Genomic DNA, 14,780 nt, shown 5'->3' on the forward strand with positions numbered 1-14,780 from the left:
TCAAATACGCTGAAACCGGGGCGTAATCGGAGGGTGATAGAGCAGTTTCCGCCGGGGCAGAAGGCTCTCAGGCTTCCAGCAGCCAGCGTCCGCCGCCGATGAGCGAGCAGAGCGAGACCGCGTGGAAGAAGAGCAGCCACGCGAGCGGCGGCGTGTGCGTCAGCCGGCCCAGCTGGTCCGCGTCCGAGTCCCCGGCCCCCTCGCGCCGGCGCTTGGACTGGAGCTCGAACGCCGGACGTACACCGCCCAGCAGCAGGAACCACACGGCGGAGTACGCGAACGCCGCCTGGACCTCGGGTCCGGTCAGCCACGATACGAGCAGGAACGCCGCCCCCGTGACGACCACGGTCAGCACGCCGTACGCGTTGCGGATCATCACCAGCATCGCGACCAGCAGCGCCGTCGTCAGCCAGAGCAGCAGCGTGATGTGGTGTGCGGCGAGCAGCCACGCGCCGCCGAGCCCGAGCAGCGGCGGCGCGGTGTAGCCGGCCACCGCCGTCAGGATCATGCCGATGCCGGTCGGTTTCCCCCGGCTCACGGTCAGCCCCGAGGTGTCCGAGTGCAGTTGTATGCCCTCCAGCCGGCGCCCGGTCACCAGGGCTATCAGCCCGTGGCCGCCCTCGTGCGCGATGGTGATGGCGTTGCGCGAGAGCCGCCACACCGGGCGCGGTACGACGGCGGCGAGCGCGACGACCGCCGTCACGATCACCAGCCACTGGTCCGGTGCGGGCTGGCTCCCGAAGACGCGATCCCAGAGATCGCCGATCGAGGCGGGGTCGATGCTGGCCATGGCTCGGTGGGCTCCTCAACTGGGTTCGCGTCGTGGCAGTCTGGCACTCAAGTGCGGTGAGTGGAAAAGACGCTCAACGGCCCCCGGCCGTTCCCCGGGTCCCGGAACGCACAGCTGATCCACAGGGGGCGGAACGGGAATGTGCGGACGGTACGCGGCGAGCCGGCGGCCCGAGGACCTTCAGGGGCTCTTCGGCGTGGAGAAGTGGGAGCCCGAGGAGACCCTCGCCCCGGACTGGAACGTGGCGCCCACCAAGGAGGTCTACGCCGTTCTGGAGCGCCCTCTCAAAGAGGCGCCCGATCCCCGGCCGGTCCGGCAGCTGCGACGGCTCAAGTGGGGGCTGGTGCCGTCCTGGGCGAAGAGCCCCGAGGGCGCGGCCCGCATGATCAACGCGCGGTCGGAGACCGTGCACGAGAAGCCCTCGTTCCGGCGGGCGTTCACCGCGCGCCGCTGCATCCTGCCGGCCGACGGGTACTACGAGTGGGTCACCGGCTCCGACGAACGGCAGCTGGAGGAGCAGGGGCGCAAGAAGCGCTCGCGCAAGCAGCCGTACTTCGTCACCCCCGCCGACGGCTCCGTGATGGCGCTGGCCGGGCTGTACGAGTTCTGGCGCGACCCGGCGCTGCCGCCCGACCATCCGGGCGCCTGGTGGGCGACCTGCACGGTCCTCACCACCGAGGCGGAGACCACCCCGCTCGGGGTGGCGCCGGCCGACGGGCCCCGCGCGCTCGCCGACATCCACCCCCGGATGCCGCTGATGCTGACCCCGGACCGCTGGGACGCCTGGCTCGACCCGGCCCGCGCCGACCCCGAGGAGCTGCGGCATCTGCTCGTACCCCCGCCGGCCGGGCTGATGCGGGCGTACCCGGTGGCCACGGCCGTCAGCAACGTCCGCAACAACGGTCCCGAGCTGCTGACGGAGCTGGCCGCGCCCGAGGAGTCCACGCTGTTCTGAGCGGGGGCTCGCGGCGGGCACCATGGCCCGGTGACCACCACAGACACCCAGACCGTCGACACCCCCGCCGGGGACGCCAGGATCACCTGGCACCCCGCAGTCGGCCCCCGCCCCCGTCTCGTCCTCGCCCTCGGCCACGGCGCCGGCGGCGGGATCGAGGCGCGCGACCTCCGCGCGCTGGCCGCCGCGCTGCCCGCGCACGGCGTCACCGTCGCCCTGGTGGAGCAGCCCTGGCGGGTGGCGGGCAGGAAGGTGGCGCCCGCGCCGAAGACCCTCGACACCGGCTGGCGGGCGCTCTGGCCCGCGCTGGCCGCGGCCGGGCCGCCGGTCGTCGCGGGCGGGCGCAGCGCGGGCGCGCGCGTGGCCTGCCGTACGGCCCGTGAGCTGGGCGCCCGCGCCGTACTCGCCCTCAGCTTCCCGCTGCACCCGCCGGGGAGGCCCGAGAAGTCCCGGGCGGCCGAGCTGCTGGGGACCGGGCTGCCCACGCTGGTCGTCCAGGGCGGGAACGACCCCTTCGGGAAGCCCGCCGAGTTCCCCGACGAGTTCACGGCCGCGTCCCGGGACGGGGGCTCCGGGGAGGCCGCCAGGGAGATCGTCGAGGTGCCGTACGGCGATCACGCCTTCGCCGTACCCAAACGCGCGCCGGTCACTCAGGACGCCGCGCTGGAGGGGCTCACCCGGTCGGTCGCGGAGTGGCTGGCGGCCCTCCGGGACGCCTGAGCGGGAATGCGGAGCGAGGTGTCTCTGTTGTCAAGGGCGTGTCGTTGGTCTCAAGGGCACCGGCCAATCACGCTTCGAGAGGGAGTCCGTCGTATGGGTTCGACCATCTGCCCGCGCCGCTCAGACGCCACTGACCTGGAGTGGACGGTGCTTTCCGCGGCCAAAACCACCTCGCAGGGGGTGGCGGGCGGCACGGGCCGACAGGCCCCGTCGCGACAAGGTCGACTATTCTCCGATTCGAGTGGGTCCGCATTCGGCCCCGCCGCGGTGTTGGAGGAGGTGGGTCAGGTCACAGGGACCGACGGGACGACCGATGACGGACGGGCCGAGGAGACCACCGCCGAGCGCAATGCCCGGTTCGAGCGGGATGCCCTGGGCTATCTCGACCAGATGTACTCCGCCGCGCTGCGGATGACGCGCAATCCGGCCGACGCCGAGGACCTGGTGCAGGAGACCTACGCCAAGGCGTACGCGTCCTTCCACCAGTTCCGCGAGGGGACCAACCTCAAGGCGTGGATGTACCGCATCCTCACCAACACCTTCATCAACTCGTACCGCAAGAAGCAGCGCGAACCCCAGCGCAGCGCCGCCGAGGAGATCGAGGACTGGCAGCTGGCGCGCGCCGAGTCGCACATGTCGACCGGTCTGCGCTCCGCCGAGTCCCAGGCGCTCGACCACCTCCCGGACTCCGATGTGAAGTCCGCCCTCCAGGCGATCCCGGAGGAGTTCCGAATCGCGGTGTATCTCGCCGACGTCGAGGGCTTTGCGTACAAGGAGATCGCGGACATCATGGGAACCCCCATCGGTACGGTGATGTCTCGACTCCACCGTGGCCGCCGCCAGTTGCGCGGCATGCTGGAGGACTACGCCCGTGACCGCGGGCTCGTCCCGGCGGGTGCCGGGGAGTCGTCGGACGATCGGAAAGGTTCGGACTCATGAGCTGCGGAGAGCCGCATGAGACGGATTGCGCCGAGGTCCTCGACCATCTCTACGAGTTCCTCGACCACGAGATGCCGGACAGCGCCTGCACCAAGTTCGAGGTGCACTTCGAGGAGTGCTCGCCCTGCCTGGAGAAGTACGGGCTCGAACAGGCCGTGAAGAAGCTGGTGAAACGGTGCTGCGGCCAGGACGACGTACCGTCCGACCTGCGCGCCAAGGTCATGGGCCGGATCGACCTGATCAGATCGGGCCTCGCGGTGCCCGAGCACGACGTCGCGGTGACCCCGGACGAACCGGCACGAGGGCCGGCGGCGCGCGGCCTGACGACACACGAAGTGTCCCCGGCGGGCGCGGACTTCCCCGGCGTCGCCAAGGAGTAGGGCGTAGCAGGGCGTACGGCACGGGGAGAGATGGCCCCTGGCCCATGGCGATGAGGGCGTACCACGCGGTATACGGTGCGCCCTCGCCCGTACCCCCGCTCTTGTCCCCCTTACCACCCTTGTCACTCGAAGGTGCTAATCAACGGCATTCTTCCGATCGTCGCCCCCCAACTCGCTAGCCTGACCCTCTGTTCGGGGCGGGCGATGCAGACGGGGAGGGGCGAGGACGCGTGAGGGCCATACCGGGTGCGGCGGGCGCGTACATCCTGTGCGTCGTGCTCTGCGCCGCCGCCTGTATCCACCCCGCGCTGCGCGCCGACACCCCCTGGGGGGCGGTCGCGCTGCTGACGGCGGTGTACGCGTTCTGCGAGATGCCCGCCACCGGCCGGCTGCTGCGCGGGCCGCTCAACGGATCCGTGCCCGTCACCCCCGGGTCGTTCTTCCCCGTCCTGCTCGCCGCCGCGTTGCTGCTGCCGCCCGCCGCCGCCGCACTGGTGGCCGTGCCCGGCGCGCTCTGCGGCCGGGTCGAGCGCGCCCCGCGCACACCCCGGCGGATCTGGCGCGCGGCGCAGCTCGCCGTCGCCACCTGGGCGGCGTCGCGGGCACAGGTGCTCTTCGGCGGCCCCGTGGCGCTCGGCGGCGGGGGATACGGCCTCACGGCGCCGGACTTCCCGTACGTCCTGCTGCCCGCCGGCGCCGCCGCGCTCACCTTCTGCCTGGTGCTCTGCGCCCTCGACGGCGGCATCCTCGCCACCGCGGAGCGGCTGCCGGTGCGTACCGCCTGGCGCGGGCTGCTGGCGCGCTCGCTCGCCCCGCACGGCGCGCACGGGCTGGCCGGGCTGATGATGGCCGTCCTGTGGCGCTCCCCGTACGGCCCGCTCCCCTCGCTCTTCGTCCTGCTGCCCATGTACATCTCCTGCTGGGTCTTCGCCCAGTACCACCGCGAGCGCGCCGCCCACCAGGCCACCATCAGGGCGCTCGTGCAGGCCGTGGACATCAAGGACACCTACACCCGGGGCCACAGCGAGCGGGTCGGCCACGCCTCCGTGCTGATCGCCGAGGAAATGGGCATGGAACGGGAACGGATCGAGACGCTCCGCTTCGCCGGGATCCTGCACGACGTCGGCAAACTCGGCGTCCCCACGCGCGTGCTGCGCAAGGACGGACCGCTGACGCCCGACGAGCGGCGGGTGATCGAGCTGCACCCGGAGTACGGGCACGAGATGGTGCGCGGCATCGGCTTCCTGGGGGAGGCGCGGTCGGCGATCCTCCACCACCACGAACGGCTGGACGGCAGCGGCTACCCCTACGGGCTCGCCGGGGACCGCATCCCCGAGTTCGCGCGGGTGGTGGCCGTCGCCGACGCCTTCGACGCGATGACCTCGACCCGCTCGTACCGGCGCGGCCGGCCCGTACCCGCCGCGGTGGCGGAGCTTGAGCGGTGCGCGGGGACACAGTTCGACCCGGAGATGGTGCGGGCGCTGGTGCGGGCGCTGGACCGGCACGGCTGGCGGACGGCGGTCACGGCGGACGAGGAGGGGACGGGCGGGGCGGCTGGGTCCGCTGGAGCCGCCGGGGCCGCCGGGGGCGTTCCCTCGCCCGCCGGGCCGCCGGCCTCCGGGAGGCCCGCTCCCGCCGCGCCTCCGGGGGCCGTGCCCGAGCCCGCCTCCGCCGCGCGCGGAAACGTCCCTTCTGCCCTCCCTTCGGCCCTTCCCTCCCCGCCAGGCGGCGGCGGCGGTACGGGATGACGGCCCCGACCACGGTCGGCGCCACCCCCGGCCGCGACCACGACCACCGCCACCGCCTCCCCGGCACCGTCCTCGCCGTGTACGGAGGGGCCGCCGCGCTGACGGCCGCCGCGCTCGGCTCCGTCCTCCGCGACGGGCTCGCCGAACCCCGGATCGCCCTCGCCTTCGGCGTGCTCGTCGCCGTCGGGGAGCTGACCCGCTGGGGCGCGCCCTCCGGCCAGCGGGAGCCCGCGCCGCTCGCCGCCGCCGGGGCGCTCGCGTACGCGCTCCTCGGCGAGAACGCCGGGCAGGCCACACACCACGGCGTCCTCCAGACCGTCGCGGTCGTCCTCGCCGCCGGACTCGCCGGGGCCGTCCCCCGGGTGACCAGGGGCGAGGGGCTCTTCGCCCTGGACCACCCGGTCCGCCGCGTCCTCACCGTCGGCTTCGCCGCCGTCTGCTTCCAGCCCCTCTACAACGCGGGCGAGCTGCGCCACCAGCTCGGCGCGGGCCCCGGCTACGCACTGCTGCTCGTCCTCCTGCTGGCGCTCACCGCGCTCTGCGACGCCGTCCTGGCCGCGCTGCTGGTGCGCGCCCGCACCCGCCACCCCTTCGGGCCGCTGCTCCGCGACGAACTGCGCGCGCTGCCGCACATCGGCTCCGCCGTCTGCGCGACCGGCGCCGTCATCGCGCTCGGCGTCGCCGTCGCCGGACTCTGGGCGCTGCCCGTCTTCTGCGTACCCCTGCTGCTCACCCAGCTCTCCTACCGCCGGTACGCCGCCGTGCGCACGACCTACCGGCAGACCATCGCCTCGCTCGCCCGCGCCACCGAGATCGCCGGATACACCCGCCCCGGGCACGCCCGCAGGGTCGCGGAGCTGAGCTGCGCCGTAGGGCGTGAGCTGGGGCTCTCCGGACCCGAACTGACCGTTCTGGAGTACGCCGCCCTCATGCACGACATCGGCCAGCTGTCCCTCGTCGACCCGGTCCCCGAGGGCGCCACCGCGCTGCTGCCCATGGCCGAACAGCGGCGCATCGCCCTGCTCGGCGGCGCCGTCGTCCGGCAGACCGGAGTGCCGGCCGCCGTCGCCACCGTCGTGGAGCGGCAGGCCGACCCGTACCGGGAACAGCCGATGTCCGCCAGGATCGTCCGCGCCGTCAACGCGTACGACGACCTGGCCGGGGAATGTGCCAGTGCGAGTGGACCGCTCAGCGCACTGGAACGGCTGCGCCTCGGGACGGCGTACGACTACCAGCCCGAGGTGGTCGAATCCCTCGCGCGCGTCCTGTCCCGGGGCAGCCGGGCAGCGGGCCGGACGGGATAACCGATGGGTAATGAGCGGGCGTCCGACCGGGCATGGTTGGATGCGAAGAAGAGGGTGTACAGGGGCACTGACCCGAGCGACCGGCAGGCGGGAATCGTGAGGATCTTCGGGAAGGTACGGCATCGGCCCTCCGCCTCGTGGCGGCAGGCCACCGACCGCGCGTTCACGCTGATCGGTGACGGCCGGTACGAGGACGCGGGGGCGCTGCTGACGCGCGCGGCGGACCTGGAACCGTGGCTGGCCGAGTCCTGGTTCAATCTGGCGCTGCTGCACAAGTTCCGGCACGACTGGGAGCAGGCGCGCGCCGCCGGGCTGCGCGCCGTCGCGCTGCTCGACAAGGACACCGGCGCTCCCGACTGGTGGAACGTCGGGATCGCCGCCACCGCGCTCCAGGACTGGCCGCTGGCCCGCCGTGCCTGGCAGGCGTACGGGCTGCGCGTACCGGGCAATCCGGTCGGCGCCGTACAGACCGCGCACACCGGCGAGGCCAACGGCGAGCCCGACGGTATGGAGCTGGGCAGCGCGGCCGTGCGGCTCTCGCCCGAGGGCGAGGCCGAGGTGGTGTGGGGCCGCCGGCTCGACCCGGCCAGGATCGAGGTCCTGTCCATCCCGCTGCCGTCCTCAGGGCGGCGCTGGGGCGAGGTCGTCCTGCACGACGGCGTACCGAACGGCGAGCGCACGACGGCCACAGGACCGGCCGGCACCACGCGCGCGTACCCCGTCTTCGACGAGATCGAGCTGTGGGCGCCCTCGCCCGTACCCACCTGGGTCGTGCTGCTGGAAGCGGCGACCGAGGCGGACCGGGACGCCCTGGAGCGGCTGGCCGCCGACGCGGGCTTCGCCGCCGAGGACTGGTCCTCGTCCGTACGGCTGCTCTGCCGGGCCTGCTCGGAGAGCCGGATGCCCACCGCCGAGGGCGACGGCGAGCACCTCGACCCGCACGACCACAGCGAACCGGGCCACCCGGGGCCGCTCGGGCACCGGACGGCAGGGGAGCAGTGGGCGCCGGAGCGCGAGTGCGGGATCGCGGCGCCGCCGGGGCTGGTGCGCGGGCTGCTGGACGGTTGGGTCGCGGACAGCCCGGACACCCGGGAGTGGCGCGATCTGGAAGAGGTCTGCTGAAGGGGCCTGCTGAAGGCGCTGCTGAAGGGGTCTGCTGACGCCCGCGCTGCCGTCTTACCGCTTCAGGGGGTTCTGAACCCCTCCGGGGAGTCCGGGCGGACGGGCCGGTTGACCGGAACGTGCGGTGCGCCCCCGAGAGCTGCCCTTAGGCTGTACGGGCACATCGTACGGATCGTGCAGGCAGCACATCGGGTACCGAGGAAGGCGTACTGCGGACATGGCGCAGCAGGAGACGGACCAGCGGATCGACAGTGGCACCTCGGTGGCGGAGCCGGGTGACGGGTTCGTCGTGGACACGGAGGACGCCGAGGCGCGCGAGCTGGCGTACCGCGAGCGCGGCACTTCCCGCCCCATCACGGTCGTCGGGAACCCGGTGCTCCACAAGGAGTGCCAGGACGTCACGGAGTTCGGGGACGAACTGGCCGCGCTGATCGACGACATGTTCGCCAGCCAGCACACGGCCGAGGGCGTGGGCCTGGCCGCCAACCAGATCGGCGTTGACCGCAAGGTCTTCATCTACGACTGCCCGGACGACGACGGGGTGCGTCACGTCGGCGTCGTCTGCAACCCGGTGCTGGAGGAGCTGCCCCCGGCCGAGCGCGTGCTCGACGACTCCAACGAGGGCTGCCTCTCCGTACCGACGGCGTACGCGGCGCTCGCGCGCCCCGACTACGCGGTGGTGCGCGGCCAGGACGCTCGGGGGAACCCCATCAGGGTCAAGGGCACCGGCTACTTCGCGCGCTGCCTCCAGCACGAGACGGACCACCTGTACGGCTACCTGTACATCGACCGGCTCTCGAAGCGGGACCGCAAGGACGCGCTGCGGCAGATGGAGGAGAACACGCCGCGCTACGAGGTCGTGCCCAACGCCTGAGAGCGCAGCGGCCGGGAGCCCAGCGGCCGGGAGCCCAGCGTCTGTGTGCCGAAGTCGGGTCCGAAGCGGTCGGGCCCGAACTGGCCGTCGTCGACAGGATCGTCGCCGGCCGGGTCCTCGGTCGAGGTGTCGTTGCCGGCGGGGTCCTCGCCGGCCGGGGTCTCCTCCACCTGGATGTCGCCCGCCGGGTCGTCGCCCGCCGCGTTGTCGTCCGCCGGGACCTCGGCCTCGGGCTCCGTGGGGGTGACCGGGAGCGTCGGGGTGAGCGGGACCGTCACGAAGGAGTCCGGCGCCACCTCAAGCTGGTAGTCGCTCCAGATCTGCGGCGGGAATATCGTGCCCCGCGCGGACTCCGCGCCGCCCACGCCGTCCATCCCCAGCAGCTGCGACGTGTCCGGCGACGTACGGAACATCGTGACCGAGGTGCTCAGCACCTTGGTGGCGCCGATGAACCACGCCGAGTTCATCCCGTCGTCCGCCCCGGTCGCGCCCGCCCAGACCGGGGCGCCGAACCACTGGTCCCGCGTCGGCCCGAGCGTGGCGGGCCCGAGCGTGCTCACGCCGAGCTCCTGGAGCGCCACACCGACCTCCTGCGCCACCGCCGGGTCCATCGCGCGCCGCGCCTGGGGCGGGCTGAAGCCGCTGAGCACGGTGCCGTTGCGCTCCACCCGCGTCACCGAGTACGGCTCGTGCCCCGTACCGTCGCCGGAGAACGCCGTGTACGCGCTCGCCAGCCGGACGGCGCTGGGCGTGGAGGTGCCGACGGGGAACGACGGGTCCAGCTGGGCCATGCTGTCCTCGCGCAGCCCGGTCGCGACCGCCATGTTCTTGACCCGGTCGAGGCCGACGTTCTCGCCCGCCGCGATGAACGCCTCGTTCTGCGACCGCACCAGCGACTCGCCGAGCCCCGGCTCGGACGGCACCCCCGAACTGTCCGCCGGTACGAAGCCGGGACCGCCGAACTCCAGCGCGGCGGCGTACACGAACGGCTTGAACGCCGAGCCCGCGGGGACCCCCGAGGTGTCGGCGTTGTTGGTGAAGTGCGTGACGGCGTCCTCGCCGCCGTACACCGCGACCACCGCGCCGTCCTCCACCCGTACCGACGCGGCGCCCACCTGCACGTTCCGGTCGCTCTCGCGCGTCTCGGGCGCCAGGTTCTCGCGCCGTACCCGGTCCACCGCGCCGGCCAGCGCGAGCACCTTGTCCTTCTCGAACGTCGTGTAGATGCGCAGCCCGCCGTCGGCGAGGTCCTGGTCCGTGAGGCTGGAGCGGTTCTTGAGGTACTTGTTGGCGATGTCGACCAGGTAACCGATCTGGCCCGCCTGGCTGTTGGGCTTGACGGGCAGCTTGGGCTCGGGGAACACCGTGTACGTGGCGCGCTCGGCGGCGGTCATGGCGCCCGTCTCGACCTGCCGGTCCAGGATGTACTTCCAGCGGCGCTCGGCCCGTTCGTGGTGGGCGGGGCTGAGGGACGGGTCGAGCGAGTCGGCGCCCTTCAACAGGCCGGTGAGCAGCGCGGCCTGACTGGCGTTCAGATCCTTGGCCGAAATGCCGTAGTACGCCTGCGCGGCGGCCTGGATACCGTACGAATCCCGCCCGAACCAGCTGGTGTTGAGGTACCCCTCCAGGATCTGCGGCTTGGTGCGCTGGTTGGTGATCTTCAGCGACAGGAAGAACTCGCGGGCCTTCCTGCTGATCGTCTGGTCCTGGCTGAGATAGGCGTTCTTCACGAACTGCTGCGTGATGGTCGAACCGCCCTGGGTCTCCTCGCCCTTGAGCATGTTGAGCCCGGCGCGCGCGATGCCCTTGTACGAGACGCCCGAGTCCGAGTAGAAGCCCGCGTTCTCGGTGGCCACGACGGCGCGCTGGACGGCGACGGGCACCTGGTCCAGTGCGACCTCCTGCCGGTTCACATCGCCGACGCTGACCATGCGCTTGCCGTCGGCCCAGTAGTAGACGGTGGCCTGGCGGCGGGCGACATCGTGCTCGGCGGGGATCTCGATATTGACGTAGATGAGCGCGCCCAGGCCCAGCAGCCCGCCGAACGACAGCAGGACGGTCCCCGAGAAGAGCCGCCAGGAAGGCACCCAGCGCCGCCATCCCTGCCGCCCGGCCCGGGGGAAGTCGATGAGCCGCCGTCCGTCGCCGCCGTCTCTCCCGCCCCCGAAGCCCATGCCGTCCGGACGGCCCGGGTGGGGCCAGTCCGCGTCGGACTGCGTGGCGCTGCGCGTGTGGGGCGGATTCATCTGCGCGGACCTCTCTCCTCAGTCATGAGAGCGGTACGTAATAGCGGGCGTATGCGTTCAATGCTCCCGTGAACAGGCCCCGGGGGAAACGGAATCAGGCCACCGGCACGGGCGCGGCGGCGGCCGGCGGCACGAGCACCCCGTTCCCGATCGGGCCCCGCTCGTCCCACCCCGGGGTGGTGGGCACGTACGGTGCCACGGTGGCCCGGTAGTCGAACCGGATCCGGGGCGGGAAGACGATGCCCCGCCCGGAGTCCTCCCCGCCCACCCCGCTCATGGGCAGCGGCCGGGGCTCGTCCGGCGGCGCGGAGGCGAGGACGAACGGCTTGAACGCGGACCCGGCGGGCACTACGGCGCGTCACTCTCACGCCACGTGCGAGGGGTCCACCTCCCGCACCCCCGCGAGGGCCGGGCCCCGGAACGTACGGCGGTAGGTGTGCGGGGTCGTCCCGAGCGTCCGCAGGAAGTGGTGGCGCAGCCCGGCCGCCGTACCGAAGCCGGCCCGGCTCGCGACGCTGTCGACCGTCTCGTCCGTCGCCTCCAGCAACTCCTGCGCCAGCAGCACCCGTTGACGCAGCAGCCAGCGGTACGGCGTGGTGCCGGTCTCCTGCTGGAAGCGGCGGGCGAACGTACGCGGCGACATGTGCGCCCGTGCGGCCAGCTCGTCGACGGTCATCTCGCGGTCGAGGTGCCGCTCCATCCAGCCGAGCACGTCCCCGACCGTGTCGCAGCGGCTGCGGGGCAGTGGGTGCCGGATGAACTGCGCCTGACCGCCGTCCCGGTGGGGCGGTACGACCATACGGCGGGCGATCGCGTTGGCGACCTCGGTGCCGTACTCCTTCCGTACGAGATGGAGGCAGGCGTCGATCCCCGCCGCCGTGCCCGCCGAGGTGATCACCGGATCCTCGTCCACGTAGAGCATGTCCGGCTCGACGACGGCCAGCGGAAAGGCGCGCGCCAGCTCGGCCGCGTGCCGCCAGTGCCCGGCGCACCGCCGCCCGTCCAGCAGCCCGGCGGCCCCGAGCGCGAACACCCCGGAACAGACGCTGAGCACCCGCGCGCCACGGTCCACGGCACGGCGCAGCGCCGCCAGCAGCTCGGGGGGAAACTCGCGGGTCGTGTACGCGTCACCCGAAGGCACCGCGATCAGATCGGCCTCCTCCAGCCGGTCGAGGCCGTACGTCGTGCCGATGGTGAACCCGGCGTGGGTGCGGACCACCGGCGCCTCGGCGGAGACCACGGCGAAATCGATCAGGGGCACGCCCTCTTCGGTCCGGTCATGCGCGAACACCTCGCAGACGACGCCCAGTTCGAATGGATGGACTTGGTCGAGCACTACTGCGGCCACATTCCTCAGCATGGAGTCAGTGTGGCAGTAATTCGAGGGTCGATGACAGTCCTGCCACTGCTTTCCGTGGCGCGGAAACGCGACAGTAGAGCCATGGACACCAACACCTTTCCGACCGTTCTATCCCTCCTCGCCCTGTTCGCGGTACTTGCCGCCGGGCCGCTGTACTGGCACCTCAAGGACCGTGCGATCGACCGCCAGCTGCGCGCGGCGGAGCGCCCGACGCAGCGCCCGGCGGCGACGCCCGCCCGCTCCGCAGCGACGTATGTACTGCCCAGCACAGCCCCGCGCCTACGGCGTACCACAGCAGGTCAGGCGCGTTGAACGTCGACCCGAGCACCAGCCGGGCGACCACACCGCGCCCGGCCAGCTCGGCCGGCACCCCCGTCAGCTGGAACAGCTCGACGGCCCAACTGAACGCGAGCGCCCCCGATGCGGCGACAACGGGCCGCACCCGGGGGCGCGCGAGCACGACGAGCGTGTACACCAGCACGGTATAGAGCGCGTCCCCACCGAACTTGGCGACATCCCCGCCCCCAACGGCCCTGACCCCGAGCCCGGCGGCGACGGTCAGCAGAGCGGCGACGGCAGCGAAGACGCGCGTACGCGCGGGGTGCCCCATGCGCGGCAGCTTAGACCGGTCGGCTTACGGCGACGCATCGGCGGGAGCGGCGTGGAGGGCAGTGAGGCGGGCCGCCTCGTCATCACGGAAGTCCGCGACCTCCCGGCACAGCCGGCTCATCACGAACTCTCCGAGAGATACGCAGAGGTCCATGCGCTGAATGCAGACACCGACCATGAAGGGGCCGTCCTGGGCCCGGTAGAGCCGCACACCGTAGAACCCCTCCTGGCAGTCCTGGTCGTTGTTGAAGCGGCAACCGGCGCAGGTGGCCGGCAGCCGCACCGGACGGATGCTCTTCGCGTACAGCGGGCGGCCGTCGGGCAGACGGTAGCGGGTGCGCTGGTCGGAGGTGCCCGCGGTGAGGACGCGCTGTTCGGGGACGGCGCCGAGGTGCTCCACGATCTGCCGCATGGCGGCCAGCGACGCACCGTTGTCCGCCAGCGAGACCAGCATGCGCACGACGACCCGCTGTCCGTGCTCCTCGATGACGCGCAGCACGCGCTCCACATGGGCGACATCGGGGACCACGATGTTCGCGGCGACTCTCACCCCGTGCCGCGAAGCGGCTTCGATGGTGGCGCCGAGCGCGGCGAGCTTCCGTGCCGCCCGATCGGGTGAGGCGAGGCGGGGAGCTTGGACCGCGGCCAGCTCTTCCGGAGTCGTGCCGAAGACGCTCAGATTGATCCGGTCCAGTCCCGCCGCCGCGCACTCCGGCAGAATCGCCGCTCCGTTCTCCCCGTTGGACGTGACCCCGACGGTGAGGCCGAGACGGTGAGCGATGTCGATCAGAGCGGGGAGACCGGGGTGCAGAGTGGGCTCACCTCCGGTGAAGTGGACTTCATCGGTGGGCAGACTCCCGCGTACGGCTGCCAGGGCGAGGGCGAAATCGGCGTCCGCCTCGATTCGCCGGGGCAGGAAGGCGGCGCGGTTGGTGCGCAAGTAGAGGGAGACCCGGCCGGTGCGGCCGGGGCCGCCGGTGAATTCCGCGGCCGTGCGCCCAAGGTTGTCCGCCGCCACGGGGGTGCCCTCGTTGTGGCAGAAGGTACAGGCCAGCCCGCACGCGTCAATGACCTTGACGCGGAGGGTGCGATCGGGCACCACCGTCACAGGAATCCGGTGTGCGTCGTACGTCATCGTGTCACCTCCTGATCGGACCAGGACGGGATACCGCTCAGAACCGCAGGTCGGCGATCGACTCCAGATCGATGCCGTAGCGGGCGAACACTTTGGTGGTGTTCTCGCTGGTCAGATCGTCCAGCGGAACGTCCAGCCGCTTCGCGGACGCCCAGACCTCCGCCGCGCTGTCGGCCTCGATCTCCAGGTACGGCGGAATGAGCGGCCAGGAATCGATCTCCAGCCGTACGCCGCCCAGGAGCCAGGAGCTCCGCCGGTTCTCCTGGTAGGACTTGGGCGAGATGCCCATCCGGCCCAACAGCGCGTGCGCGGTGCCGAAGTCACCCACCGTCGTCTCGGTCTCACGGGTCCCGTCGACGGTGTCGGAGGTGATCTCCTTGACGCACAGCGTCACTTCGTCACCGGTGTCCCGAAGCCGGATCCACCGTCCGTGAGCGGGGGGCCGGGTGTCGTAGACGTACCGGCGCATGAGCCGGTCCGCCATGTGACGGCCACCCGCGTCCGCGATCCGGGCCGCCATCGCGAGGGGATCGACGTTCAGGAACTTCGCTTCGTACTCGACAACTGACATGCCGTGACCGTAGGGAACGATTCGGTC

Annotated in this window: 15 protein-coding genes; 8 read left to right on the top strand and 7 right to left on the bottom strand. The window is 72.2% G+C overall.

From position 1 onward, the window contains the following. Nucleotides 1–67: 67 nt before the first annotated feature. Nucleotides 68–790 carry a M50 family metallopeptidase gene (locus tag AB0389_RS22110; protein WP_366397161.1) on the bottom strand — a complete coding sequence of 241 codons (723 nt, stop codon included), beginning with the start codon at nucleotides 788–790 and terminating at the stop codon, nucleotides 68–70. 139 nt (nucleotides 791–929) lie between these two features. Between AB0389_RS22110 and AB0389_RS22115 the strand changes: the two genes are divergently transcribed. The 8 genes from AB0389_RS22115 to def all read left to right on the top strand — a co-directional run bounded on the left by AB0389_RS22115 (nucleotide 930) and on the right by def (nucleotide 8,832). Beyond that, nucleotides 930–1,745 carry an SOS response-associated peptidase gene (locus tag AB0389_RS22115; RefSeq protein WP_366397162.1) on the top strand — a complete coding sequence of 272 codons (816 nt, stop codon included), beginning with the start codon at nucleotides 930–932 and terminating at the stop codon, nucleotides 1,743–1,745. 30 nt (nucleotides 1,746–1,775) lie between these two features. Beyond that, on the top strand, nucleotides 1,776–2,465 hold the full coding sequence (locus AB0389_RS22120) for an alpha/beta family hydrolase (RefSeq protein ID WP_366397163.1): 690 nt from the start codon (nucleotides 1,776–1,778) through the stop codon (nucleotides 2,463–2,465). Nucleotides 2,466–2,744: 279 nt separating this feature from the next. Next, nucleotides 2,745–3,404 carry a sigma-70 family RNA polymerase sigma factor gene (locus AB0389_RS22125; protein ID WP_366397164.1) on the top strand — a complete coding sequence of 220 codons (660 nt, stop codon included), beginning with the start codon at nucleotides 2,745–2,747 and terminating at the stop codon, nucleotides 3,402–3,404. Further along, nucleotides 3,401–3,784: a mycothiol system anti-sigma-R factor gene (gene rsrA / locus AB0389_RS22130; RefSeq protein WP_366397165.1), complete on the top strand. Its 384-nt coding sequence runs from the start codon at nucleotides 3,401–3,403 to the stop codon at nucleotides 3,782–3,784. The genes AB0389_RS22125 and rsrA overlap by 4 nt, the downstream gene beginning before the upstream one ends. 230 nt (nucleotides 3,785–4,014) lie before the next feature. Beyond that, nucleotides 4,015–5,532, top strand: coding sequence for an HD-GYP domain-containing protein (locus tag AB0389_RS22135; RefSeq protein ID WP_366397166.1), 1,518 nt, complete (start codon nucleotides 4,015–4,017; stop codon nucleotides 5,530–5,532). Then, nucleotides 5,529–6,836: an HD domain-containing protein gene (locus tag AB0389_RS22140; RefSeq protein ID WP_366397167.1), complete on the top strand. Its 1,308-nt coding sequence runs from the start codon at nucleotides 5,529–5,531 to the stop codon at nucleotides 6,834–6,836. Before AB0389_RS22135 ends, AB0389_RS22140 begins: the two co-directional genes overlap by 4 nt. A 96-nt stretch (nucleotides 6,837–6,932) precedes the next feature. After that, the gene (locus AB0389_RS22145) at nucleotides 6,933–7,958 is read left to right on the top strand and encodes a hypothetical protein (RefSeq protein ID WP_366397168.1); all 1,026 of its coding nucleotides are present in this window, start codon (nucleotides 6,933–6,935) and stop codon (nucleotides 7,956–7,958) included. 217 nt (nucleotides 7,959–8,175) lie between these two features. Next, on the top strand, nucleotides 8,176–8,832 hold the full coding sequence (gene def, locus AB0389_RS22150) for a peptide deformylase (protein WP_366397169.1): 657 nt from the start codon (nucleotides 8,176–8,178) through the stop codon (nucleotides 8,830–8,832). Here def and AB0389_RS22155 read toward each other — a convergent pair. From AB0389_RS22155 to AB0389_RS22180, 6 genes are all read right to left on the bottom strand, one after another. Beyond that, complete coding sequence (locus AB0389_RS22155; RefSeq protein ID WP_366397170.1) at nucleotides 8,808–11,078, bottom strand: transglycosylase domain-containing protein; 2,271 nt, start codon at nucleotides 11,076–11,078, stop codon at nucleotides 8,808–8,810. The genes def and AB0389_RS22155 overlap by 25 nt on opposite strands. 94 nt (nucleotides 11,079–11,172) lie before the next feature. After that, nucleotides 11,173–11,427: a hypothetical protein gene (locus AB0389_RS22160; protein WP_366397171.1), complete on the bottom strand. Its 255-nt coding sequence runs from the start codon at nucleotides 11,425–11,427 to the stop codon at nucleotides 11,173–11,175. 15 nt (nucleotides 11,428–11,442) lie between these two features. Then, a complete protein-coding gene (locus tag AB0389_RS22165) occupies nucleotides 11,443–12,438 on the bottom strand; it encodes a helix-turn-helix domain-containing protein (protein WP_366397172.1) in 996 nt (331 codons plus the stop codon). A 163-nt stretch (nucleotides 12,439–12,601) separates the two neighbouring features. Beyond that, the gene (locus tag AB0389_RS22170; protein WP_366397173.1) at nucleotides 12,602–13,048 is read right to left on the bottom strand and encodes a DUF2809 domain-containing protein; all 447 of its coding nucleotides are present in this window, start codon (nucleotides 13,046–13,048) and stop codon (nucleotides 12,602–12,604) included. A 24-nt stretch (nucleotides 13,049–13,072) separates the two neighbouring features. Beyond that, nucleotides 13,073–14,182: a radical SAM protein gene (locus AB0389_RS22175; protein ID WP_366397174.1), complete on the bottom strand. Its 1,110-nt coding sequence runs from the start codon at nucleotides 14,180–14,182 to the stop codon at nucleotides 13,073–13,075. A gap of 37 nt (nucleotides 14,183–14,219) precedes the next feature. Then, entirely contained in the window at nucleotides 14,220–14,753 is a 534-nt protein-coding gene (locus tag AB0389_RS22180) for a CYTH domain-containing protein (protein WP_366397175.1), read from the bottom strand. Nucleotides 14,754–14,780: the final 27 nt, after the last annotated feature.

Source organism: Streptomyces sp. NPDC093109 (assembly GCF_040701725.1).
Classification (GTDB): domain Bacteria; phylum Actinomycetota; class Actinomycetes; order Streptomycetales; family Streptomycetaceae; genus Streptomyces.

Excerpts from the sequence above, each read along its gene's own strand:
- AB0389_RS22110 (WP_366397161.1), bottom strand. The coding sequence starts at position 790 with ATGGCCAGCATCGACCCCGCCTCGATCGGCGATCTCTGGGATCGCGTC.
- AB0389_RS22115 (WP_366397162.1), top strand. The coding sequence starts at position 930 with ATGTGCGGACGGTACGCGGCGAGCCGGCGGCCCGAGGACCTTCAGGGG.
- rsrA (WP_366397165.1), top strand. The coding sequence starts at position 3,401 with ATGAGCTGCGGAGAGCCGCATGAGACGGATTGCGCCGAGGTCCTCGAC.
- AB0389_RS22140 (WP_366397167.1), top strand. The coding sequence starts at position 5,529 with ATGACGGCCCCGACCACGGTCGGCGCCACCCCCGGCCGCGACCACGAC.
- def (WP_366397169.1), top strand. The coding sequence starts at position 8,176 with ATGGCGCAGCAGGAGACGGACCAGCGGATCGACAGTGGCACCTCGGTG.
- AB0389_RS22155 (WP_366397170.1), bottom strand. The coding sequence starts at position 11,078 with ATGAATCCGCCCCACACGCGCAGCGCCACGCAGTCCGACGCGGACTGG.
- AB0389_RS22165 (WP_366397172.1), bottom strand. The coding sequence starts at position 12,438 with ATGCTGAGGAATGTGGCCGCAGTAGTGCTCGACCAAGTCCATCCATTC.
- AB0389_RS22170 (WP_366397173.1), bottom strand. The coding sequence starts at position 13,048 with ATGGGGCACCCCGCGCGTACGCGCGTCTTCGCTGCCGTCGCCGCTCTG.
- AB0389_RS22175 (WP_366397174.1), bottom strand. The coding sequence starts at position 14,182 with ATGACGTACGACGCACACCGGATTCCTGTGACGGTGGTGCCCGATCGC.
- AB0389_RS22180 (WP_366397175.1), bottom strand. The coding sequence starts at position 14,753 with ATGTCAGTTGTCGAGTACGAAGCGAAGTTCCTGAACGTCGATCCCCTC.